General features: G+C 59.2%; 21 protein-coding genes, 1 tRNA gene and 1 pseudogene. 13 read left to right on the top strand and 10 right to left on the bottom strand.

The annotated features are described in order from the left end of the window. Nucleotides 1-46 precede the first annotated feature (46 nt). From SBC1_RS06980 to SBC1_RS06965, 4 genes are all read right to left on the bottom strand, one after another. A complete protein-coding gene (locus SBC1_RS06980) occupies nt 47-664 on the bottom strand; it encodes a TetR/AcrR family transcriptional regulator (protein WP_165089387.1) in 618 nt (205 codons plus the stop codon). Nucleotides 665-748: 84 nt separating this feature from the next. Then, on the bottom strand, nt 749-1,030 hold the full coding sequence (locus SBC1_RS06975; protein WP_165089384.1) for a DUF1488 domain-containing protein: 282 nt from the start codon (nt 1,028-1,030) through the stop codon (nt 749-751). A gap of 77 nt (nt 1,031-1,107) precedes the next feature. Beyond that, nucleotides 1,108-1,479 (bottom strand): hypothetical protein, encoded by a 372-nt coding sequence (locus SBC1_RS06970; RefSeq protein WP_241202042.1) that lies wholly within the window; start codon nt 1,477-1,479, stop codon nt 1,108-1,110. Continuing rightward, nucleotides 1,479-1,751, bottom strand: coding sequence for a hypothetical protein (locus tag SBC1_RS06965; RefSeq protein WP_165089376.1), 273 nt, complete (start codon nt 1,749-1,751; stop codon nt 1,479-1,481). Before SBC1_RS06965 ends, SBC1_RS06970 begins: the two co-directional genes overlap by 1 nt. A gap of 461 nt (nt 1,752-2,212) precedes the next feature. On the opposite strand from SBC1_RS06965, the gene SBC1_RS06960 reads away from it, so the two are divergent. Next, nucleotides 2,213-2,530: a hypothetical protein gene (locus SBC1_RS06960; RefSeq protein WP_241202085.1), complete on the top strand. Its 318-nt coding sequence runs from the start codon at nt 2,213-2,215 to the stop codon at nt 2,528-2,530. A 24-nt stretch (nt 2,531-2,554) separates the two neighbouring features. On the opposite strand, the gene SBC1_RS06955 is transcribed toward SBC1_RS06960, so the two are convergent. Beyond that, on the bottom strand, nt 2,555-2,893 hold the full coding sequence (locus SBC1_RS06955) for an SMR family transporter (RefSeq protein ID WP_165089369.1): 339 nt from the start codon (nt 2,891-2,893) through the stop codon (nt 2,555-2,557). 3 nt (nt 2,894-2,896) lie between these two features. Continuing rightward, nucleotides 2,897-3,400 carry a heme-degrading domain-containing protein gene (locus SBC1_RS06950; protein WP_165089365.1) on the bottom strand — a complete coding sequence of 168 codons (504 nt, stop codon included), beginning with the start codon at nt 3,398-3,400 and terminating at the stop codon, nt 2,897-2,899. 448 nt (nt 3,401-3,848) lie between these two features. Here SBC1_RS06950 and SBC1_RS06945 point away from each other — a divergent pair, with 448 nt between their 5' ends. The 5 genes from SBC1_RS06945 (at nt 3,849) to SBC1_RS06925 (ending at nt 9,118) form a co-directional block, all read left to right on the top strand. Further along, nucleotides 3,849-7,244, top strand: coding sequence for an ESPR-type extended signal peptide-containing protein (locus SBC1_RS06945; RefSeq protein ID WP_165089361.1), 3,396 nt, complete (start codon nt 3,849-3,851; stop codon nt 7,242-7,244). Between the two features lie 295 nt (nt 7,245-7,539). Next, nucleotides 7,540-7,616 (top strand) — tRNA-Met (locus tag SBC1_RS06940). Nucleotides 7,617-7,669: 53 nt separating this feature from the next. Then, on the top strand, nt 7,670-8,209 hold the full coding sequence (locus tag SBC1_RS06935) for a DUF2946 domain-containing protein (protein WP_165089356.1): 540 nt from the start codon (nt 7,670-7,672) through the stop codon (nt 8,207-8,209). A gap of 83 nt (nt 8,210-8,292) precedes the next feature. After that, a complete protein-coding gene (copC, locus tag SBC1_RS06930) occupies nt 8,293-8,664 on the top strand; it encodes a copper homeostasis periplasmic binding protein CopC (protein ID WP_165089351.1) in 372 nt (123 codons plus the stop codon). Nucleotides 8,665-8,671: 7 nt separating this feature from the next. Next, nucleotides 8,672-9,118, top strand: coding sequence for a copper chaperone PCu(A)C (locus SBC1_RS06925; protein WP_165089333.1), 447 nt, complete (start codon nt 8,672-8,674; stop codon nt 9,116-9,118). Nucleotides 9,119-9,252: 134 nt separating this feature from the next. On the opposite strand, the gene SBC1_RS06920 is transcribed toward SBC1_RS06925, so the two are convergent. Together SBC1_RS06920 and SBC1_RS06915 are read right to left on the bottom strand one after the other, a co-directional pair. Then, entirely contained in the window at nt 9,253-10,380 is a 1,128-nt protein-coding gene (locus SBC1_RS06920) for a molecular chaperone DnaJ (protein ID WP_165089329.1), read from the bottom strand. 122 nt (nt 10,381-10,502) lie between these two features. Beyond that, nucleotides 10,503-12,992, bottom strand: coding sequence for a penicillin-binding protein 1A (locus SBC1_RS06915; protein WP_165089324.1), 2,490 nt, complete (start codon nt 12,990-12,992; stop codon nt 10,503-10,505). Between the two features lie 648 nt (nt 12,993-13,640). Between SBC1_RS06915 and SBC1_RS06910 the strand changes: the two are divergent. Further along, nucleotides 13,641-13,905: pseudogene (locus SBC1_RS06910) on the top strand (hypothetical protein); the annotation flags it as partial. A 198-nt stretch (nt 13,906-14,103) separates the two neighbouring features. Here the strand turns inward: SBC1_RS06910 and SBC1_RS06905 are convergent. After that, nucleotides 14,104-14,517 (bottom strand): DUF2177 family protein, encoded by a 414-nt coding sequence (locus tag SBC1_RS06905; RefSeq protein WP_206366026.1) that lies wholly within the window; start codon nt 14,515-14,517, stop codon nt 14,104-14,106. 386 nt (nt 14,518-14,903) lie between these two features. Here SBC1_RS06905 and SBC1_RS06900 point away from each other — a divergent pair, with 386 nt between their 5' ends. Both SBC1_RS06900 and SBC1_RS06895 read left to right on the top strand, forming a co-directional pair. Next, nucleotides 14,904-15,584 carry a PspA/IM30 family protein gene (locus SBC1_RS06900; RefSeq protein WP_165089318.1) on the top strand — a complete coding sequence of 227 codons (681 nt, stop codon included), beginning with the start codon at nt 14,904-14,906 and terminating at the stop codon, nt 15,582-15,584. Between the two features lie 271 nt (nt 15,585-15,855). Next, nucleotides 15,856-17,046, top strand: coding sequence for a tetratricopeptide repeat protein (locus tag SBC1_RS06895; RefSeq protein WP_165089313.1), 1,191 nt, complete (start codon nt 15,856-15,858; stop codon nt 17,044-17,046). A 377-nt stretch (nt 17,047-17,423) separates the two neighbouring features. On the opposite strand, the gene glgX is transcribed toward SBC1_RS06895, so the two are convergent. Beyond that, a complete protein-coding gene (gene glgX / locus SBC1_RS06890) occupies nt 17,424-19,622 on the bottom strand; it encodes a glycogen debranching protein GlgX (protein ID WP_165089309.1) in 2,199 nt (732 codons plus the stop codon). A gap of 456 nt (nt 19,623-20,078) precedes the next feature. Between glgX and SBC1_RS06885 the strand changes: the two genes are divergently transcribed. The 4 genes from SBC1_RS06885 to SBC1_RS06870 all read left to right on the top strand — a co-directional run bounded on the left by SBC1_RS06885 (nt 20,079) and on the right by SBC1_RS06870 (nt 23,047). Continuing rightward, entirely contained in the window at nt 20,079-21,494 is a 1,416-nt protein-coding gene (locus tag SBC1_RS06885) for a DUF2252 domain-containing protein (RefSeq protein WP_241202041.1), read from the top strand. Nucleotides 21,495-21,503: 9 nt separating this feature from the next. Next, the gene (locus SBC1_RS06880) at nt 21,504-21,755 is read left to right on the top strand and encodes a hypothetical protein (protein ID WP_165089305.1); all 252 of its coding nucleotides are present in this window, start codon (nt 21,504-21,506) and stop codon (nt 21,753-21,755) included. Then, nucleotides 21,752-22,198 (top strand): large conductance mechanosensitive channel protein MscL, encoded by a 447-nt coding sequence (gene mscL, locus SBC1_RS06875; RefSeq protein WP_165089302.1) that lies wholly within the window; start codon nt 21,752-21,754, stop codon nt 22,196-22,198. The genes SBC1_RS06880 and mscL overlap by 4 nt, the downstream gene beginning before the upstream one ends. A 357-nt stretch (nt 22,199-22,555) precedes the next feature. Continuing rightward, nucleotides 22,556-23,047, top strand: a complete 492-nt coding sequence (locus SBC1_RS06870) for a hypothetical protein (protein WP_165089298.1) — start codon at nt 22,556-22,558, stop codon at nt 23,045-23,047. Nucleotides 23,048-23,877: the final 830 nt, after the last annotated feature.

Below are 23,877 nucleotides of genomic sequence, written 5' to 3'. Positions count from 1 at the left end.
GGAAATGGAGCTAAAAATGGAGCTGGAAATGGAGCAGGAAAGCCCGTCAGCCGGCGCTTGCGGATGACTGTCGACGAGCAGGTTTCCTCTTGATGACGCGGGGCAAAAACAGATCCACCGTTTCATCGACAAGCGTATCCGTCGGCACGGTAAAAACCGTCTGGGCCATCAGGCTTAAGGACACGATACCGTGCAACGCCGCCCACAACGTCTCGGCCCGGATCGGTGGACTATGGATGAGCGCCAGCGTCTGAGTCAACATGGAAAGTACGGTCTCGCCGGTCAATGCAGCGTCTTTAGCAGCGGCATCGGTATAAGCGGGATTCTGCATAAAAATCAGCCGATACACCTGCGCATGTGTCCGCCCAAACGAGACATAGGTATGCGCCATGGCCTTCAGGCGCTCGACGGGTTCCAGCACGCCATCATGTGCGCGCAGCGACTCGAGCAGTTGCGCGTGGCCCTCGACGCAAAGCGCACAGGCGATGGCATCGCGGCTGGCAAAGTGCAGATAAAGCGACGCGGGAGAATAACCGACGACTCCGGCGATCTTGCGCATCGACACTGCGTCAAAACCTTCGCGCACGACGATCGCGCGCGCCGCATCCAGGATCTGGACGCGCAATAAGGGCTGATTTGAAAGATGTTGTTTTGAGCCGGCCATCCCGGGCATTTTCCGGATGACACTGGACAAGTCAATGCAAAACTGAACAGCGTTGAGTGTGGCCGCCGCGTTAAATGCCTGCTATCAGTTCGCGGTTCCCGGGGGAAAATGGCCACTCTTCAATAGTACGGGCGCGCCGTTATTGATGTGCAGATGCTCCCTTGCAACTGCTTCAATCCTCGGGCGTGCAGCATCGAATGCGCGTATCCAGCCGGTGCCATCGCAGCTTTCCACGCCAAAATGATCCTCCAGCGCCTCGACCGAGATCGCGCACGGAACGCGCTCGCCATTGACCAGCGCAGCAAATACCACCGTGAGATTCGTATCGCGATACGCGGGCGCGTCGGCTGGAAAAAGGATGTTCATGGCGGCCTCGGAGAGCGGGAAAATAAGCAATGAAATGACGGTAACGCACGATCCTACTCGCGGCACCTCTATCCGGTCTAGTTGGCTTCTTCCATGCTGAACCGGACCAGCTCGGCGGGCACGTCGACAATCAGCAGCGACACCGCGTCCGGATCGGCGTAATTGAACTTCAGATGCCGGCTCATGTCCCTGACCCGCTCGCAAAACTGCTGCTGCGCCGGCTCGGTGGCGAGATCGAAAAGACTCAATGCCTCCGTCTCGAACCGGTAGTGCACGCCCCACGCAATATTGCCCGGATGACCGGCCACGCCACTCGTGCGCCAGCTTACAAACAGGCACGGTTTCTGATCCGTGCCGATCTCGCTGATATCCGCGCCGCTCGGGAACAAATCGAGCAGCGCCTCGGCAACGCATCGCATCGCCGGGTGACGGATGTTGAGCGTGCGCATCACTTATTTTGCAGCAATCTGTCGATATAAGCGCGCGCCGCCTGCTCCACTTGGACGAGCGCTTCGTCCTCGGTCGCGAAGCGCTGCTGTGTGCCAACATCGACCATCGCTTCGAAGCGATGCACATTGTCCGGGCCGCCCTCAGCAAGGCTGACCGTGCCCACGTAGATGGGCGCGCCCGGCGCTCCGTCGGCCTGAACGGGAGTCTGGGTCAGGCGCGCCGCCGCGCTGATGTAATAGCCGCGATACGGGCCGCTAACGCGTTCAGCCATGGTTTTCCTCTCGATGTTTTATAGGTGTTCGTGTGATGCCCACGCTTCTGTAAGGTTTGAACGCTGGCAATTAGTTCTCAGCGGTTGCAACCTGTTTCATTTCCACCGGGCTTCGAGGCGGCTCAGCGAGTCCGATGGCAGTTCGTTTGAAATGTATTGCAAGCCGCGCGCCAGGGTATGGCCGGCGGAGCATTTATCGAGGTGAGTTGATCTACGTCAAAAAGCCGGCTTTTTCCTGCGCTCCCCGGCGTGTGGGAAAATACGGGCACGAAACATGTTTGGGAAACACGCTGGAGACGTAAGTTTGGAGAAGCGGGTTCAGGGGCGGGGTCCATGGATTTCGCCCAATCAGTTTCCCCTGATCTTCCACAACGACGACGTTATCCGGCATTTGCCACCAAAGGAACACGATGAAGCAATTTGCACGGCGCTTGCCGCCCCCCTCCCTCTCCTCATTTCGCATGACGCGGGTTTTACAGGTCACCGGTCTCATCATGGCAGCCGCGGGTGTTTTAAGCCTCGGCGGATGCGCATCGTCGACCGACGCATCGCTGATCCATCTACCCGACGGCCAGAGCGGCTACGCCATCAACTGCAGCGGCGCGGATGCGAGCACGACATGGGCGAGCTGCTACGTCCTCGCTGGCGATAAATGCGGCGCGACCGGCTACACCATCGTCTCGAAGGATAACGAGGAAGGCGGACCGTCGGGCGGCAGCATCACCAACGTGGTGTCGGCGAATGTCAAGAACCGCTCGATGGTCATCCGTTGTAACTGACGCCCGCCAGCCCAACTGCAAAAATTAGTGCGGGCTGACCTTCGAAAACACGTTCAGCACGACCACGCCCGCCACGATCAGGCCCATGCCGAGGACGGCGGGCAGATCGGGGATCTGCTTGAATAACAGCGCGGCCACAAGCGTGATCAGGACAATGCCCGCACCCGACCACACGGCGTACACAATGCCGACTGGAATCGACTTCAGCGTGAGCGAGAGCAGATAGAACGAGATGCCGTAGCCGATCACCACGATCACGGACGGCACCAGGCGCGAAAATCCCTCCGATGCCCGCAATGCCGATGTCGCCACGACCTCGGCAACAATGGCGACCGCGAGCAGCATATAAGCGGATGAGCGCATGGATCAAGCCTTGTCCGATGCAAACGCGAACGCGCTTGCGTCAAGCCCAAGAATCGCGCACAAGCCCTCCACCACGAACCCATGATCCTGGCGTTGCGGCAAACCCGACACCGTCACTACACCGATCACGCCGGCGCCCTTCACCGCCAATGGAAACGCGCCGCCGTGCGAGGCGAACTCGGCGGCGGGGAGACTGTATTTATCGGCGAGGGTTGCGCCTGCTTGCTGCAAGCTCAGGCCGATCGCATACGAACTGCGGCGAAAGTGCTCAACCGTACGCGCCTTGCGTTGCACCCAACGCACGTTGTCGGGCGTGGTGCCTTCGAGCGCGGCAAAAAACAACGGCTGCCCGAAGGTACGAACTTCTATGGCTACGACTGCGCCACGCGCCACCGCCATTTCGCGCAGTTGCGAACCGATCTGCCACGCACGGTCTGAATCGAAGTGCGGGAAGACAAGCGTTTGTTCCTGATGCGCGATGGTCTGAAGGTCTTGGGCGATGTTCATAAGCAATGGTTTCCTGACGAGTGTTAAGGCGAGCGACGCGATCTTGAAACATCCGATGCACGACGCGAATGGGCAAATTGTGACATGACTGGCGACGCTGGGTTTGCGCGCCTACGTCATTCAATTGCTCGGCGACGACCCGGGTTTTTTGCACATCGATTAATCTGCGGATAAGCCGTTACCCCGGCAACTCTCAATTGGTCTTAAATCACCCGAAAGTTCAAATTATCTGGGTCGCTATTATGTTGTTTATATTGCACTACCGAATGAATTAGGAGCTTTCTCATTAGGGCATTTCATCTCGCTAAGTAGAGTTCGAACCTTATCCACGCAGCCATCGGCGGGTCCATTCGGATTTGACACCGGCGCTGACACAACATGCAGATTGATCCAAATCCACCGTGTGTTTGCGTATTGGATCCGAGTCAACTCTACGCAGGAATGCAAAATGAACAAGGTTTATAAGTCCGTCTGGAATGAATCAATCGGCGCTTGGGTCGCGGTCTCGGAAACCGCTGCATCCCGCGGTAAAAAGTCATCAGAAAGGGCTCGCACGCCCTTGGGCCTCTCCGCCATCGCTTTAGCGGGCGCCAGCCTCGGATTGCCGTCCGCGGTTACTCTGGCAGCCGAGAACCGAGCCGCCCTTTTCAATGACTTCACCGACGGCACTTGCACGGCGATCTACGATGGCGACACCCAGCACGGCACAAGCATTTACACCGGGGCCGGCTGCAATCCGAGCTTGGGAAATGCGGGATCCGCCACGTCCATCGGCCTGAACGGCGGTGGAGGGGGTACTAATGGAACGAACCTTATTTCCAACCAGAGCGGCGCGTTCATTAATGGGGGACTAGAAGTCTTCGGTTCAGGCGTGTCTTCGGGTTCGCCTGTTGCCTACGTTCACGGTGGCCTCAGCCTGTTCAGCAACGGCACGACCTCTGGAACGGCGAACAAGCTGATAGGCGTAGCAGCAGGTACGGACGCCAACGACGCCGTCAATGTGAGCCAGCTCACAGCTGGACTGGCGGGGGTTAAAAACAAATACCTCTCTGCCAACGATGCTTCAGATAGCACGAGCGGCGCAACAGCGATTGGGGTAGGAAGCATAGCCGTTGGAGGCAACGCAGTCGCTGATTCCACGGGTGGCTTGAATGCAGCACTAGCCATCGGCTCTGACTCGCGCGCCGCGACCAAAGCTACCGCTCTCGGGCCGGGTGCAACCGCGTCCGCTCTGGATTCCGTTTCACTTGGTACGCTTTCAGTTGCCGATCGCGCCAGCACCGTGTCAGTCGGCAATGCAACGACCAAACGCCAAATTGTCAACGTCGCAGCAGGCACGCAAGCCTACGACGCGGTCAACGTAACGCAGCTCCAAAACGTAACTACCCTGCTTGGCGGCGGCGCGAAGATCAATGCTGACGGCACGGTTCAGGCACCTGCATACACCGTGGCCGCAACACAGTCGAGCACCGTAGGCGACGCAATTTCCAAGATCGATTCCGAGCTCACCAACAAGGTGGCCTACGACACAACTGACAAGTTGCACGTCACGCTTGGTGGTGTCGGCACGACCAAACCGGTCACGATTTCGAATGTCGCCGCAGGTGCACTCACTTCGACCAGCACTGACGCTGTCAACGGTTCACAACTGAATTCGACAAACCAAAACGTCTCGGCTCTGCAAACGTTCGCCACCAATATCAACAACGGCAGCGGCATCAAGTATTTCCATTCCAACTCGACGCTTGCTGATTCGTCGGCTACGGGAGCAGATGCGGTTGCTATCGGTGGCGCAGCGGTTGCTTCGGCGGACAATTCGGTCGCGATCGGCGCTAACTCGGCCGCAACCCGCGCGAACACCGTCTCGGTCGGCGCGACCGGTAAGGAACGGCAGATCACCAACGTAGCAGCAGGTACGCAGTCAACCGACGCCGTCAATTTGGCGCAACTTACAGCCGTATCGCAGGACGTGAGCAAACTCGACAGCTTCGCAGTCAAGTACGACACGACCGACAAGTCGCAAGTCACGCTCGGCGGTGCAGGCGCCAAGACGCCCACGAAACTCACGAACCTGAAAATTGGTGACCTGAACTCGACCAGCACGGACGCTATCAACGGTTCGCAGTTGTATTCGACCAACCAGCGCGTCGGCTCGCTCGAAACGTTTGAAGGCAATATCAACAATGGCGGCGGTATCAAGTACTTCCACACGAACTCGACGCTTGCCGATTCATCAGCGACGGGCGCAGATTCAGTGGCAGTCGGTGGCGCAGCGGTAGCATCGGCTAAGAACGCAGTAGCGCTCGGTTCGAACTCGGTGGCAGATCGTGACAACTCGATTTCAGTTGGCGCAGCCGGCAAAGAACGTCAGGTGACCAATGTTGCAGCGGGTACAGCATCGACCGATGCAGTTAATGTCGGCCAACTGACAACGGTATCGAATAACCTCGGCACGCTCGACAGCTTCGCAGTCAAGTACGACACGGATGAGAACGGCAACCCGAACTATCAGCAGATCACACTCGGCGGTGCAGCGGCAACGAAACCTACGTTGCTGACGAATCTCGCCAACGGCAAGCTGTCGGACGACAGCACGGACGCCGTGAACGGTTCGCAGTTGTACGCAACAAACAAGAACGTCGCTGCGTTGCAGGACTTCACGAACAACGTCAACAACGGCGGTGGCATCAAGTATTTCCACACCAATTCAACGCTTGCGGATTCGTCAGCAACGGGCACGGATTCGGTGGCTATCGGTGGTGCGGCGCTGTCGTCGGGTAAGAACTCAGTAGCACTCGGTTCGAACTCGGTGGCGGATCGTGACAACTCGGTATCGGTTGGTGGAGTGGGCAGCGAGCGTCAGGTGACTAACGTGGCAGCGGGCACGGCAGCGACCGATGCAGCTAACGTTGGACAGCTGAATGCCGTATCGAGCAGCGTAACGTCGCTTAGCGCCGCCGCCATCAAGTACGACACCAACGCCGACGGCACGCCGGACTATGCCAATGCAACGCTCGGCAATGGCAATGCGACCGGAACTGCGCTGCACAACGTTGCCGCGGGCACGAGCTCAATGGATGCGGTCAACTTGGGCCAGTTGAGCGACATGATGGGTCAGGTCACTAACCTCGCGAACGGCGCGTACAACCCGCTCTTCACAGCAGATGGCGATCGCAACTCGGAAGTCGCCACATCAAGCGGTACACATTCCGTCGCATCGGGTGCAAACGCCATGGCATCAGGCGTCAACGCAGTAGCGTCCGGCGCGACGTCAGTCGCCAGCGGCGCCAATGCGGTTGCGTTGGGTGCGAACACAGCGGCTACGGCGAAGAATGCGGTTGCCGTGGGTGCGAATGCATCGGCTACGGCGAGCAACGCGGTTGCGTTGGGCGCAGGCTCGGTCGCGGATCGTGCCAACACGGTATCGGTGGGTACGACATCGGCCGGCGGTCAACGTCAGATCACGAACGTTGCGGCAGGCACGGAAGGTACGGATGCGGTCAACGTGAACCAGATGCAACAGTCAGTGAACACGGGCGTGAAGTCGGCGAAGGGTTATACGGACGCGCTTCGCTCCGACATGAACAGCGGCCTCTCGATTGCGAACAACCACATCAACAGCGTCGGTGCGATGAGCAGCGCGATGGCAATGATGGCAGGCAGCGCGGCAGCCGTCGCCGACAAGGACAACCGCTTCGCGGCCGGCACGGGTGTGTATCGTGACAAGGCAGCAATCGCGGTCGGCTTCCAGAAGCGCTTTGGAACCAACATGGTCATCACGATCGGTGGTTCGACCACTGGTGAAGAAACGACGGGCGGTGCAGGTTTCGCGTTTGGGTTCTAAGCGACGTTTCATCAGCTTGAAACCTGGCTTGGAGCGTAGTTAAAACACTCGGCCGCAAGTCTCTCTATTGAGATCTGCGGCCGAGTTTTCATATGCGCTCTCAGTGTGTGACGCATTGTCGTGCGCTTATGTCGTGCGCTTATGTCATACACCTACCCACAGCGTCCCAAAGCACTTGAGCACGAACAGCGCGTCGACGTTCGTATCAGCCAATGCTGCGTTCGACCAAGCCATCGCAGCAGAGAAACATGACAAACATGTTGCACTGCAATCACCGTTGTCTTATAATCTTTTTCGCGGGGTGGAGCAGTCTGGCAGCTCGTCGGGCTCATAACCCGAAGGTCGTAGGTTCAAATCCTACCCCCGCAACCAAGGATTAAAAGTCAAAAGCCCGGTTCTCCGGGCTTTTTTCATTTGAGGCGCGTATGTCGTGTTCAGCGTGCCTTTCCGGCGACTATGACGTTGTGTCCGGTGCCGCAATCGGTCGCGGCAGTTGCAACGCAAGCGTACAAATTCCCTCTTTCACGCATGGCATAATCGACGGCTCAACCGCTCTGGAAGTCAACGTCAGCCTCATGCGCCGTCGCCTCGTCCGCAAGTTCGGCAGCCTCATCGGATTGCTTGCGATCCTGATGATCGCGCTCGCGCCGGCGGTGTCGCAAGCGCTGGCCTCCGGCGCGCAGCCCGAGACAATCCTGAGTGCGTTGTGCTCGGCGGCGGGATCACGGAACGCTCAGACCCGCACTGACAAACCCATCCCTTCGCAGCACTCCGCCGTGGGTCACTGGAACGCATGCGGTTACTGCAATCTAGCGGCGCATTCACCCGCGGCGCCACCTTATGCAAGGGCATATCAAGCACACGCTATATCGGAGTCTTTATCCGATAACGCCCCTGACCAGCCCTTCCCGCCCTATGCGCCGGTCTTCGCTGCACAGCCTCGTGCACCGCCAGTCGTCGCCTGATTCTTCTGCGCACTGTCGCCGGCTGCATAGCCGGGACTGATGATTCGCGTCACCCGGATCAAACACGATCAAACAGGATCAGCATGAACACGTCCCTTGCACACATGGTGAAGCATGGCGGCCTTACCGCCCTGCTTCTTGCCACCGCACAACTCGCTTTTGCGCATGCGCACCCCACGCAGCAAACGCCTGCGCCCGATGCAACCGTCGAAGCGCCGCATGAGGTGGCCATCGATTTCACGGAAGGCCTCGAACCGGCATTCAGCACGCTGACCGTGATCGATGCAGCGGGCAAGCCGGTCAACAGCGCAAAATCCTCTGTGAATGCGAGCAACAAGAAACATATGAGCGTCGCTCTCGGCGCGCTCAAGACAGGCGCCTATCAAGTGGAATGGACGGCCGTGGCCGACGACGGCCATCGTACGCAAGGGCATTACCTCTTCAATGTAAAGTGAGCTGACCATGAAAACCAATACACTGATTCACGCCGGTTTGCTGTCCTTATGCGCCCTCGCGGCGTCTGGCGTGCAAGCCGCAACGCTCGAAGCGCACGATTGCTGGATCCGCTCCATGCCGGCAAACCTGCCGTCGTCGGGATACTTCGTGGTATCGAATAGCGGCGATAAACCCGCCACGCTTACCGGCGCGGAAACGCCCGCGTTCGGCATGGCGATGCTGCATAAGTCGACGAGTAACGGCAGCACATCAACCATGTCGATGGTCGAATCTGCCGAAGTGCCCGCGCACGGCACGCTCGCGTTCGCACCCAGTGGGTATCACCTGATGCTCGAGGACGCGCCCAAGCCGTTGAAGGTCGGATCAACGATCCCGTTGAAGCTGACGTTCGCGGATCAGTCGAGCATCGAGACGACATGTGCGGTGAAGCCGCCGTCTACGCTCGGCAAATAATCTCGCTGCAGTAAAAAAGGCGTCCCGCAATGGGACGCCTTTTTTATGTGCGCTGAAAGCAATTCGCGCAAGCGAGGCAGCTGGTGCCACTCGTCGCGCCTGGGCGTAAGCGCGCGAGCCAATGCCGTTAATGGTCAGAAAGACATATCGTCGAAAGGATTCATTGCCGCTTCACGCTCCAGGCGCCTTAGCCAAAGCTTGAGTTGTTTGATGTCCTCAAATGCAAGCAGGTCCCTCTCCAGTGCCCGTATGCTCTTGCGAACCGATGCAATATCGCTGATCAGATTGCGCTCGATACTACCTGGAGACACGATAGCAAACGGCGCAATTCCATAGCGATGCTTGAACTCGGCTTCGACGTGCATGATCTCCTGATCCAGCTCGCCGATTTGTTCCTTCAAGATGGTGTTGTAGTGCTTTAGCCTGTCTTCACTAATGTTATTGATCGCGTGCTGATCGATGTGTTCCAGTTCCAGCTGCAACTCCAGCAACTGCAGCAAGTTGTTGTTTCCATACGCCTGGTTCACGCGCTGCATCAGCGAGGTTTTCCGGTCGCGCTCCAGCGGATCGGCCTCCCGATCGGGATGCAGGGCGCTTGCCAGTTTGCGGTACACCTCGCGAATAGACAAACTGAGCTGCGCCTGCTCGGCTTCCACTCGCGCCTCCGCTGCGATTTGCTTAGGCGTCTTTTTGCGCTTGGCGCGCTGTTCTTCCCTCGCTTGGCTTTCGGCGAAATCCTGGGCCTGACGCTGCTCCATCTCCGCCTGCACGCGCTCATACACAGCTTCGGGCGAGCTCATATCAAGATCGTCGCCCAGCTCTACACCAAGCATGTCTTCCAACGCCCATTTCATTTCCTCCAGTTCGGAGGCCGTCTCACGGTCGTAATCGGATCCGCTGTGCTTGTTGTACAGCGCCTTCAGTTCTGGATCGTCACGTTGTGCAAAAAGGTCGCTGGCCATCTCGGCAACCAGGCCTGAAGCCGTGCGGCGTTCTGCTTTGGTCAGGCCCTTCTGGTCGCATGCCTGATCGAGACGATGCGCTAACCGGATCTGCAAATCCGTCAAGGTCCGCTCGAGTAAAGCATATTCACCGGTAAATTTTTGGTGGAAAGGCGGAATGACAGCTTCCCAGGCACTTAGCCGTGCGCGCCGTTTTTCAATCTGCTTGATCAGCGCGTTGAACGCTTTTTGCCCTTTGGACAAGTTGGGCTTGTCATGATCCACAGCGATGCCGAGGGACTTGACGCTTGTCTTCGTCATGGCGTGCTTCTCCTCCGATTGATAAACGAGAGCATCCGGCTGTCTTGTCGCGAACGCACGCGCACCGCGCGCCCGTTGCTGTCGAGCTGCGCGGCTAAATGCATCGAACATCCCAAACCCGATCAATGCCCCTTGAATAGGTCCATGATCTCCTGGCGCTCGGCCGGGTTCACACTGGGTGGCGGCACGCTCGGCGGCGTCAAGCCGCTAGGACCGACACCGCCCACCGCGTCGGCTGCACCTTCGATCGGATTCGCTGAATCCACACCGATGCTCGCGACAAAACCAGTGCCCGGGGTTTTATCGGCGTAGAACAACTCACCGTCGATGGTCGTCAAACCGTCAGGCATCGCCATTTGCTGTTGCGGGACATTGGCAAGCGCCCGTTGCATGTACTGCACCCAGATCGGCAACGCAAGTTGTGCGCCGAATTCACGGCCGCCGAGCGACTTCGGCTGGTCGTAGCCCATCCACGCGATTGCCACGAGTTGATGCTGATAACCCGCGAACCAGCCGTCCTTCGCGTCGTTGGTCGTACCGGTCTTGCCCTGCAAGTCGTTACGCTTGAGCACGTTGGTGCCGGAACCCGTGCCACCGGTCGCGACCGAATGCAGCAAGCTGTTCATGACGTACGCGTTGCGCGGTTCAAGCGTTTGCGGCGCGTTGCTGCCGGCAATCAGCGGATTGGCGCGCGAGATCACCGTGCCGTGTGCATCGGCCACTTCACCAATCAGGTACGGATTGATCCGCGAACCGCCGTTGGCGAACACCGAATATCCGCCGGCCAGTTGCAGCGGCGTGACAAGACCGGCGCCCAGCGCGAGCGGCAGGTACGGCGGCGTCTTGTCGACATCGAAACCAAACTTCTGCGTGACGTAATCCTGCGCGTACTTCGTGCCGATGTACGAAAGGATACGGATCGACACGAGGTTCTTCGACTTCTGCAAGGCAGTGCGCATGGACATCGGGCCATCGGGCTGGTCGTCGTCCTTCGGCTCCCATGCATCGCCACCCGGCGTAGTCGGCGGGAAATACAGCGGCGCGTCGTTGATGATGGTCGCCGGTCCAAGTCCCTTTTCCAGCGACGCCGAATAGATGAACGGCTTGAAGCTCGACCCCGGCTGGCGCCACGCCTGCGTGACGTGATTGAACTTGTTCTTGTTGTAATCGAAGCCACCGACCAGCGCGCGGATCGCCCCGTCCTGCGGCACGAGCGAGACCAGCGCGCCTTCCACCTGCGGCAACTGCGTGATGCTCCAGTTGCCCTTCGCGTCCTGCACCACGCGCACGATAGAACCCGGCTTGATCCGCACCGCTGCCGATGCATTGCTGCGCAAGCCGGCGGCCGCAAAACGCAAGCCGTCGCCGGTGATGGTCGCCGGGTCAGCGTTGACGAACGTCACGACCACCTGCTTCGCATTCACCGACGTCACCACGCCCGCGATCAGATCGCCGTTATCGGGATGATCGGCGAGCGCGTCGTCGATCGCTTCATCGCGGTCATCCTGGCCCGTCGTCGGCAGATTGACGAAGCCTTCCGGCCCGCGATACCCATGGCGCCGCTCGTAATCCATCACGCCCTTGCGCACGGCGTCATACGCCGCTTCCTGATCGGCGGAATCGATGGTCGTGGTCACCGAAAAGCCACGCGTGTACGTGTCGTCGCGGTATTGCGCGTACATCATCTGCCGCACCATTTCCGCCACATACTCGGCGTGCACGCTGTATTCCGTGCCGGACACGCGTGCGTGTATTTCTTCGGCGCTGGCCTGGTCGAACTGCGCCTGCGTGATGAACTTCAGGTCAAGCATGCGCTTCAGGATGTATTGCTGACGAACCTTCGCACGCTTCGGATTGACGACCGGGTTATACGCTGACGGTGCTTTGGGCAAGCCCGCAAGCATCGCGCATTCGGCGAGCGTCAGGTCCTTGAGGTCCTTGCCGAAATACACCCGCGCCGCCGATGCAAACCCATACGCCCGCTCGCCCAGATAAATCTGGTTCATGTACAGCTCAAGAATCTGGTCCTTGGTCAGCGCGCGCTCGATCTTGTAGGCGAGCAGCATTTCATAGATCTTGCGCGTGTAGGTCTTCTCACTCGAGAGGAAGAAGTTGCGTGCGACCTGCATGGTGATCGTGCTCGCGCCTTGCGACGCCCCGCCGTGCATGATGTCGCTCAACCCCGCCCGCGCGATGCCGATGAAATCAACGCCGCCGTGCTCGTAGAAGCGGTAGTCCTCGATCGCGAGGACGGCCTTCTTCATCTGGTCCGGAATTTCATCGAAGCGCGCGATCCGCCGGCGCTCCTCACCGAATTCGCCGATCAGCACGTGATCCGCGGTGTAGATCCGCAACGGCACTTTCGGACGATAGTCGGTCAGCGCGTCGAGCGACGGCAGGTTCGGCCCCATCACGACCAGCGCATAACCAATGATCAGCGCGCCGACTATTGCCGCGACGGCGAAGAGCCCGACGAACCACAACAGGATGCGCAGCGCGATCGAGGGTCCGGCTTGCGACTTGGCGGTGGGTTGACGGTAACGATTAGGACCATCTTGATCCCGGTCATCGCGTGGAGCGTTCGAGGAATTCGGTCGTTTGATGATTGGCATGACTTGGATTGAACGGCGCGCCCCTAAGGCGCCCGGTGCGCAACGCCATGAAACCGCGTAACGATAAATGTTGGGGTGAGCGAAAGCCGTGGCCAGCTTCGCCGTGTAGCCGATGTGTAGCGCTGCGGCCTGATCGATTCATGGAAGCGCTCAAACAAGCGCTTGCATGGAATGGACCTGGACTGCCGCGTCGCGTGCCGTTGCCCCCGGACTGGCTGCGCGTTCCTGCGAATGGGCCGTTATCGCATTGTAAGAAAAACTGCAACACTGGCGGCCCCGCGCAGAATAACAGCGCATTTTAAAGAATTCGAGCGCCGAGCACCGGTCGCGACACGATTTTTTTGTAAGTAAATCCCGTGTAATGGGCCGCCGCGGCAGGTTTGTCCGTCAAGGCTGGCCCTCCCGACGCTATCGCGGAGACGGCATTAGCACCGCCATCTCAATATTGCAAGCGGTTGATGCGGGCAGCGTCCGAAGCGGGCTCGGGGAATGTGTCCTTGTGCACGAAAAGTTGGCAAACCGATATGATGGAAGCGTTGGTTGCGTGGTTTGCCGTACCGCCGCGCACGGCGAAAGCACATCAAATGGCCTTTCCCGTGTCGGATATCGGCCTTTCGGACTTGCCCAGCCCTGCTTAGCGAGGCGCTCATGACTACCAAACCCAGCGAACGCATCGTTGTTTTTGTCACTCCCGCGCAGAAACTTGCGATCACCAGCACGGCCGAAGGCCTTGGCGTCAGCGTCAGCGAACTCATGCGGCGCGCCGTATTGAGCTTCAACGCGACCAGCGAACAGGTGAAGGCAGCAAGTCTTGTAGACCGGTTGCGTGCGCCGAAAACACCTGACCCGCTGAATGTCGCGCTGCGACAAGTGGCCGAACGGGCAGCCGCGCGCGAAGCGCGGGACGCGGCACAGGTCGCCAGGGTGGCCAGCAAACGCACATTGGCCGCCGAAGGGCCGAAGCCATTGACCGCGCTTGGATCCGACACGGACGACGTCCTGCCGCAAACCTGCGATTCCGGGGAAGACTTCGGTACGCCGGATGAATCGGACGAAGATGCATCGTTTTCCGGGCGCTCCTGAAAGATCGTCCGGCAAAAACCAGCCCGGCTCAGTCAAGCGGGACCACACGCGTGGTAATGGCGACCGCAACGGCCGACGCGACCGCGCTTGCCGCTGCGCCCCACGCCACGTCTATGAAGACGAGGGTCGTGCTCCAGCCCTTGAGCGTAGCCAGGTTGGTGAGGTCATACGTGGCATACGCGACGATCCCGAACACCGCTCCATTTATCAGTCCGCGCATGGCACTCTGCCCCGCGACGCCCGGCACGACGCAGAAATACACCAGCCCCGCGATGTAAATCACGTAGAAAGCCGCCGCCGCGCCAAAATTGGGTTTGGGCAATAACAATTCGCCGATCTCCCGCTGATACACATTCCGTGAAATCACGCCAAGCCAGATCGCATCCAGAATCAGGAAAGCGACAGCTGTAACGGCAAATGCGACAACAAGCATCTTCGACATGGTCAATCCGTTCTTATTTCGTTCTAGAAGTTGAATTTCCGCGGCGATACTCGCGAAATCAACCGCGTGGTGTACCGTTAAGATAAAGCGGTTAAGCCCGGTTTAAGCCGTTGCATGGTTTAATACCCCGGGCAAAATCTGGACGCTGCGCGCACGAAAGCATGAGAAAACCCGGCTCATGCACTGCCGGCCAAACCCGTCCTCAATGTGCGGATTCGCCCATCGCAACAAAATGTATCGGCGAGCTTGCAATCCGTGCGCCCGGCCCGATTTATCCGACGCGTGACGCCGTGGGCGCCGCGCTTAATCAAACGTTAGTGAACATTCATAAAATGTTCATCGAACGTTGCTGCATGGCAGCCGACTTCATTTCCAGGAGGAAACTCATGTCGCTTTTGGATTCCATCTCCCGCACCGTCAAGGGCCTGCTGAACGACGCCGCCGACACCGTGCAGGACCCGTCGCGAGACGCGCGGCAGATTGTGCGCGAACTCGACGACAGCATTGCAAAGGCCGAGAACTCGCTGATCGAAATCGAGGCGCAGGTCGCCACGCAGCAAAGCAAGCGCGATGTTGCCGCCGAGAAAGCGAAGAAGTATGAAGATGGCGCCAAGCGCGCGCTGCAAAGTGGCGACGAAGCACTTGCGCGTGAAGCGCTGGGTGCGCAGGCAAACGCCGAGACAGAACGCGATGCGCTGGCCGCCGAACTGGTGACCCTGGTGCCGTCGGTGGATCACCTGAAACAGCAGATCGCCGATATGCGCCAGCGGCGCAACGAGCTCAACTCGCGTTCGAACATTCTGCAAGCCAAGCAGCAGATTGCAACGGCGAAAGATGTCGCGGCAACGGCGTTGGGCGGTATTGGCGGCAAGAACCTGTCGGAAGACTTTCAGAAGCTGGAAGACAAGGTCCAGCTGTCGAATGCGCGCTCGGACGCCCGGCTGAACTCGGCTGATCAGAAGAGCGGCAAGGCACTCGAAGACAAACTCGCGGCGCTCACGCGTGGCCCGTCTGTCGAAGACCGCCTGGAAGCGCTCAAGAAGCAGATGAACACGCCGGCCCAGTAAAGTGCTGGTTCCCAGGCCAGCGCGAAGGTTTCGTGCCGGCCTGGGTATAAAGCAAAACAAGAGCGGGACCAAGGCTTGCGCCCTTCGGGGCGAACGCCTGACGGCGCGAACCGGCAATGGGGCAACCTCAAGTCGGCGCGGGCGGTCAGACGCGGTAAAAGATAAAGGCGCAGCGAGCGGCGCAATAGCGCGGTTCGCTGCGAGCAGCATTGGGGTATTGCATCGAAATGTCGCATGGAATGGAGACGGGCGCGAACGCCCCGGTCCGCTGATGAAAAAATATGTGATGGCTTTAGCTGCATCGCTGATGCTGGTTTCGGCAGCGGCCTTTGCCGCCGTGCCGAGCGCCGGCCAGATCGAGCAGTCAATGACGCAAGGCAACTGGAGTCAGGCTGACACCCAACTGAACGAAGTGCTGCAGGCACATCCGAACAACGCCAAGGCGCACTATTTGTACGCGCAAGTGCTCGACCGCGAAGGTCGTCCCGCTGACGCGCTCGCTCAGATTCAACAGGCGCGCACACTCGACCCCGCGGTTAAATTCACCGATCCGTCGCGCTTCAACGCCATGGAAGCGCGTATCCGCTCGGACGCGAACCGGGTGAATTCGTCGAGTAATACGTCTAATTTGTCTAACTCGACTTCCACCTCGGTCACGCGCAATCCGTTTAATCAAGGTGCCATGGCGGCTCCTGAAAGACATGGGCCTTCAATGGGCATGTGGGTGTTGCTCGCGGTCCTGTTCGCCGGGATTGCGCTCGTGCTGCGCTGGGGTCTGAAACGCGCGCGGTCGAACGACGACGGCCAGGCCGACGCCGATCGCCGCACGCAGCTCAAGCGCGCCACCGAGTTGCTCAACGACGTCCGGTCGCTGAAGCTCGACGTGCGCTTGTCGACGCAGCCGGGTCATGAAGCGATGCTTCAGGAAGTCGAAGGCATAGAAACGCAACTGCGGCAGATGGTCGAAGCGCTGTCCAACTCGAAAAATCCCGTCCCGCCCTACGCGATCGAGGATCTGGCGAATCAGATCGACAGCGTGCGGGCACGGTCGGAAGGCCGGCCCGATCCGCGCGCCACAGCAGCACCGGCAAGCGCTGACGGCCAGTCGGTCTATGCGCAGGAAGCCGAGCGCTTTGGGCGCAATCCGCAAGGCCAGCCGCCCTATTCGCCTTATCCGCAACAGCAGCCGCCGGTCATCGTGCAGCAAGGCGGTGGTTTTGGTGGCGGCATGGGCGGATTGCTAACGGGCGTGTTGCTGGGTGAGGCAATGTCCGGTGGCAACCGCGAGCGCGTGATCGAGCGCGAAGTGCCGGTCGATGACGACGAATTGCGCCGCCGTCGCGGTAACGACGACAACAACGGTGGCGGACTCGACTTCGGCAATGGCTCGAACGACTGGAGCGATAACGGCGGCGGCGTCGACCTGGGCAGCAACGATTCCGGCAACTGGGACAACTCCTGAACTGATGTCAGGCTGAATGTCAAAAAGCTCTGGACGAATCTGATTGATTCGTCCAGAGCTTCTTTGTTTGCGCAGCGAATTTATCGCAAAGCGTCGTCGTAAAGCGGCATCGCAAAGCGGGCCTTTATCCGCCACCGAGAAAGCGCAGCAACGCCCACAGGAATTTGAAGAATCCCACTACAAATTCCCAAATTCGCTCGAGTTGATCCCAGTTCGCGACACGCAGGAGTGCCTCGAAGATCATGTCGACTGGGTGCAGTGCACGATACGCAGCGACGCGAATAAAAACGGTGGGCGGCAATGTAAGCAAAACAGCGGGTCAAGGTTCATGACCCGCATGATAGCCGTTACAAACCAATGCCGTAGATAACGCTCCCTTACTCCGCGTTACCACCCTCCGGCTCCACCTCATCGGTGAGTGCTTCTTCCAGGCGCTTGAAAATCCGCTTGGTCGCGCCGCGCGCATGAAGCGCGAACAGCAATAGCGATCGCCCGGTTACCTGATAGATCGCGCCCGAATCGAAGTCCTCCAGCTCTTCGCGAATTGGCGCATTGGTGTCGATCAGGCAACTCCACTGGTCGCTTCCGGGAATCTCGGGCAACGTCAGGTCGACCACATCGTGATGCGCGTTGATCACGAGCAGCAGCGTGGCATCGGACGCCGGGCGGCGAATGCCCGTTGCTTGAGCGCGGCCGTCGATCACGAGGCCGAAGCAGCGCATCGACGGGTCGTCCCATTGTTCCGGCGTCAGCTCCTCGCCTGAGGGGCTCAGCCATTTCACGTCGGAGAGTTGCAGGTCTTCATGATACTCACCCGTCAGGAAACGTCCGCGACGCAATACCGGCAACGTGTGCCGCAAGGTCGTGAGCTTGCGCACGAAGTCGTTCAGCGCGCGGCCGTCGTCGTCGATATCCCAGTTGACCCAACTGATGTCGTCGTCCTGGCAATACGCGTTGTTGTTGCCTTGTTGGGTGCGGCCGAATTCGTCGCCGGCCAAGATCATTGGCGTGCCTTGAGAGAACAGCAGCGTGGCCAGCATGTTGCGTTTCTGGCGCTCACGCAGGGCACGGATTTCAGGGTCGTCGGTCGGGCCTTCCGCGCCGCAATTCCACGAGCGGTTGTCCGAGCTGCCGTCGTTGTTGTCCTCGCCGTTCGCCTCATTGTGCTTCTCGTTGTATGAGACGAGGTCGTTCAGCGTGAAACCATCGTGCGCGGTGATGAAATTCACGCTCGCCCAGGGACGCCGGCCGCGATGGTTGAATTTATCGCCGGAACCGGTAATACGCGTGGCCAACTCTGCCGCCACGCCCTCTTCGCCCTTCCAGAACTCGCGCACGGTATCGCGATATTTGTCGTTCCATTCCGCCCAGCCCGGCGGAAAACCACCGACCTGATATCCGCCGGGGCCGCAATCCCAAGGCTCGGCGATCAGCTTCACGCTGGAGAGAATCGGGTCCTGGCGGCAACTGTCGAGGAACCCGCCGCCTTCGTCGAAACCGTAGGTCTCGCGGCCGAGGATAGTCGCCAGATCGAAACGGAAACCGTCCACGTTCATCTCGGTGACCCAGTAGCGCAGGCTGTCGGTGACCATCTGCAGCACGCGCGGATGCGACAGGTTGAGCGTGTTGCCCGTGCCGGTATCGTTGATGTAATAACGCTTGTCTTCGGGCAGCCGATAATACGAAGCGTTGTCGATACCCTTGAACGACAACGTCGGCCCTCGCTCGTTGCCTTCGGCGGTGTGGTTGTAGACCACATCGAGAATGACCTCGAGGCCGGCTTCGTGGAAGCGGTCAATCATTTGCTTGAGTTCCGCGACCGCCCCCGGGCCTTGCGCAAAGAAACGCGGATCGGCGGCGAAGAAGCCGATTGTGTTGTAGCCCCAGTAGTTGGTGAGACCTTTTTCGGTGAGGTGACTGTCGTCCACGAACGCTTGAATAGGCAGCAATTCAACCGATGTCACCCCCAAACTCTTGATGTGCTCAATCACTTCCTTCGTGCCCAATCCCTCGAACGTGCCACGCGCATGTTCAGGTACGGCCGGGTGACGTTTCGTATAACCACGCACGTGGGTTTCGTAGAAGATGGTCTGTTCCCAAGGCACGCGAACGCGCGTTGGGTGGACCCACGAAAAGCTCTGGTCGACCACCTGGCACTTTTGCACGAACGGCGCGCTGTCGCGCTCGTCGAACGTGAGGTCGTCGCCATCCGCATCCAGCGTGTAACCGAACACCGCTGGGTCCCACGTCAGCTCGCCCACGTGCGCCTTCGCGTAAGGGTCGAGCAACAGCTTGTTCGGATTGAAGCGATGCCCGTTCTCCGGCTCATACGGACCATGCACGCGGTACCCGTAGACCACACCCGGCTTCAGACCGAATAGATAGACGTGGAAAACTTCATCGGTGTATTCAGGCAATTCGATGCGTTCGAGTTCGTTCTTGCCGGTGTCATCGAAGAGGCATAGTTCGACTTTCGTGGCGTGCGCGGTGAACAAGGCGAAATTGACGCCCTCGCCATCCCAGGTCGCGCCCAGAGGAAACGGCGAGCCTTCGGCAATGCGGATATCGTGTGCCATGTATGCGTGTGTCCAGGTGTTGGATGCTTCAATCAATCAGTATGTGATGATGCTTCAATCAGTCGAGCCGCTAGCGGATTGGTGGGTCAATAGTAGTAAGTCGTTGAGCGGGATGGACGGCCGATTCTTGGCACGTGCAACGTCATCCGCAACCCACGGGCAGAAGAAACAGCAGGTTTCGTGCCCATCGCGGAGCTTCCTTTTCGGACGGGTTCGGAATGCTGCTATGGGTGCGTTATTGGCCTGATGCGGCGGCTTCGCTCTTCCTGCCGGTGAAGAACTGCCTGCCCGTGCTGGCGGAACTTAGAGACTGTACGAAATCGCTGCTGGCGTGCATCGTGCTCCTGCGGGTCAGTACATCTCACCGCATCTCACCACGCGCCTTACCCATCTGGCCCCGAGCGTTCGTGAAATCGCTCCCGCTTTACCCTATCAATCAACCATAGGAAAACCGTCTTGCCCACTCAGCCCGCTGCACCCGCGAGTTTGCCAACCAGCCTGGCCGGCACCTCCATCGGCAGCGCTGAGGAAAGCCGCGTTCTTGGCCGCTCACTGCGAGACTCGGTCCCCTTCGACGCGCACGCAGCCTGGCAGCCGGAAAACGACCGCCCGGAGGCCGTGGCGCGGGTGCTCGCCAACAACGCCGGCCGGCAAGAGGGGTTGATCCCGCTGCGCATGTCGCGCATGGCTGCGTCCCCGTTCGCGTTCCTGCGCGGTGCGGCGAGCGTAATGGCCTGGGATCTTGCGCACACTCCGTCTATCGGTCATCACGTGATGATCGATGGCGATGCGCACCTGAACAATTTCGGCCTGTTCCGCACGCCACGGCAGGACGTGGTCTTCGATCTCAACGACTTCGATGAAACGCTGGTCGCCCCGTGGGAATGGGATCTGAAGCGGCTCACTGCCAGCATCAATGTGGCGGCGCTCGAAAACGGCGTCGACGCCGCTGGCCGCGAGCGCGCCGTGCGCTCCGCTTGCGCCGCTTATCGGAGCACGATGTCGACGCTGGCGCAGGTCCCCGCCTACGAGCTGTGGCAGATGCGTTCGTACGCGAGCGTGTTGAACATCGAAGCGCCGGTCACACTCGATACAGACGAGCAGGCGACCATTACGAAGGCGGTCGAGCGCGCGACCAAACGCAGTCACGTGACGATGCTGGCCCGTGTCGCCGAGCCGATCGGCAAAAGCTGGCGTTTCCGCGACGAGCCGCCGATTCTCACGCATCTTGACGCAGGGCAGAAGAATCACGTCACAGAGGGGCTCCGCGGATATCTGCAGACCATCGCGGGTGAATGGCGGACGATGCTTGAACGCTACGACGTGGTCGATGTCGCGCATCGCGTAGTGGGCGTGGGCAGTGTCGGGACGCGTGCGTATTTGTTATTGCTGCTCGGACGGGCTCATGCCGATCCGCTGTTCATGCAGGTTAAGGAAGGCATTGTGCCGGCCGCCGCGCCGTTCGTGCCGCCGCTCGCTGAACCGTTCGGCCACCAGGGGCGCCGCGTGGTGCACGGCCAGCGCCTGCTGCAAAGCTCCTCCGACCCCTTGCTCGGCTGGACGACCATTTCGGGCCGCGACTTCTATGTGCGGCAAATGAAGAACATCCGCGGCTCGATTCCGGTCGACTGGCTGCACGGCGCGACCTTCGATTTCTACGCCTGGTGCCTGGGCTTGCTGCTCGCACGCGCTCATGCGCGCACCGGTGATGCCGCGCTGATCGCCGGTTATTGCGGCAACTCGGACCGCCTGGATGCAGCCTATGCCCGGTGGGCCGAAAGCTACGGCGCGCAGACCGTCGCCGACCATGCTGCGTTCGTCGCGGCGATCGCTCAGGGCCGGGTAGTTGCTGCACCACCCGAGAAAGCGTAGCAGTGCAGGGTGAACGAAAAGGCGAACGTAGAGGCCGAACAAGCAGAATCCATCGCAAAACCACCTTGTCCGTTCAGCCGATGGCGTCAAAAACCCGGGACGCCAATGCTACCGATTAGCTATCATTGTCGTTATCCGTTTAAAAACGGTGAGAGCCTGAACAGAAAAGCAAAGGACGGCGGCTGGAAATACAGCCGTCGTCGAATGGCATATCCCTTGCTGCTGATTCTTATGATCTTTACTGGAGGAAGCATCGCATGAGCATGATTCAGGAGTTCAAGAGCTTCGCCCTCAAGGGCAACGTGATGGATCTGGCGGTCGGTGTGATTATCGGCGGCGCGTTTTCGACCATCGTCAATTCGATCGTCAAGGATCTGATCATGCCGGTCGTGGGGCTAGTCACGGGCGGACTTGATTTTTCCAACATGTTCATCAAGCTCGGCAACATCCCGCCGACTTTCAAGGGCAATCCCGACTCGTACAAAGACTTGCAGACGGCGGGTGTCGCCGTGATCGGTTATGGCTCGTTCATTACGGTGCTGATCAACTTCATCATCCTGGCGTTCATCATTTTCCTGATGGTCAAGTTCATCAACAAGCTGCGCAGGACCGAGGATCCGGCACCGGCGCCCGTTGCAACGCCGGAAGACGTGTTGTTGCTGCGCGAAATCCGCGATTCGCTGAAGACTGCTCCGCGCGTCTGACCTGAGTATGTGAGATGTGAGACGTAAGAAAGCGTCGATCCAGAAAAGCCCGCGACGGCCGTCGCGGGCTTTTTCGTTTTTAGACGCAATCCGGGAGTTGGTGGCCTTCATGACACGCGTTTGAATTTTCCTGGTGAATTTTCATCGCAGCGGGGTTTCGTAGGTCTATTATTGAGACAGAAACATGCGAGCCGCAGCAGGGTAATCGGCATGATTCGTGCGCCACCGCCAAGGCCGGTCGAGCATGACCGGTGTGCGGTGTCCTAAACTGAATCGCCGTGAATCCACCACATCGATGTGCTATAAAAGATCGACGTGTCCAGACAAACGAGCGGCCCGCCAGACGGGAGTGGCCGCATGAGGACGCTGCGTTTTTTGCAATTCTTTTTCAGGCGAATTTTTATGTCCTTCCCGAAAAAGCGTAGACGCGCAAAGGTCGACGGCGACGAGTCTTTCCTCGCCGTGCTTAGGCATTTCAAGCCGTTCGGCCAGCTCGACACCAAGATTGCACGCGCCCGCGCACAGGATGAACCGGTTTTGTATGCGCACGTGCTGCCGGGTCTTGATGTGCTTCTTTGCAGCGTTCGTGGCGCGCAACCGCCGTATCCGGCCGTGGATGAGTTGCATCGCCGGTGCATTGAATGTATTACGAACGCGCTGGAGCAGCCGCTCGACGGGCTCGAAAATGGTGGCTATTGGTACGAGGCTAACGGGTTTGGGTTTCTCGTGTTTGCCAGCAGGGCACGGACGCAGATTTTGAGCGAATTCGGCGCATCGGCGAGTGCGAGGACGAGGCGCGGCGCGCGGCGGCAGGATGCGGGGGATGCAGCGTCGAGGCCCTTACGGTAGTTGCTCGTTGTTCGTTGTTCGTTGTTCGCACCGGTGGACGGGGTTTGGGAGCGGTGCTGGAGTATTAGGGTTTGGGGTTAGCGGTCGGGGTTAATGCCGGGAGGTGTCAGATTCTAGGGTTAGCGGTCGGGGTCAATGCCGGGTTGCCAGGTTCCAGGGTTAGTGGTCGGATTCATTGCCGGGTTGCTGCTTTCGGCCCTAGCGGTCTGCCTGAGTCGGATATTCTCTTTATCACTATTAGCCACTGTGCGTGGCGGCACGTCATTTCTTTGTCCAAAGCGACAAAGAAACGAAGCAAAGAAAGCGCTTTCAAACCACGCTACCCTAAGTGTCCACAGCGTGCAGTTTCTATTCATAGGTGCCCCAAAAGCACGGTGCTCGCCAGAGCCACGGATGTGTGAAACCCTCTTTCTCCGAACACAGATACCCACACGCTTCGCCACCAGTGACTGAACCTGCCCAAGGATCACCCCGCGCTATCCGCGTAAACGACCCTCCAAATAGGTACGCACAACGAACCTCGTCACCAACCCGACTAGAAACGAAGTCGCGAAGATACGTGGGGTCTTCCGCACAAAAACAACCGTGCTGACCAAGCAGCTAACCCACGAAGAGCCATAGCACCAGATACGCGTAAGGCCGAACCGGTTCCTCGGCAACTGGTGCTTGCCCGAGAGCGTTGGGGGCGAAGCGTGTTCGTGTCAGGATTCGCGAGAAGGAGGGGTTCACACATCCGCGGCTCTGGCGAGCACCGTGCTTTTGGGGCACCTATGAATAGAAACTGCACGCTGTGGACACTTAGGGTAGCGCGTTTTGAAAGCGCTTTCTTT

The organism is Caballeronia sp. SBC1, from assembly GCF_011493005.1.
Lineage (GTDB): Bacteria > Pseudomonadota > Gammaproteobacteria > Burkholderiales > Burkholderiaceae > Caballeronia.
The sequence above is the reverse complement of the archived record's forward strand: the minus strand, read 5'-3'. Positions and strand labels throughout refer to the sequence as shown.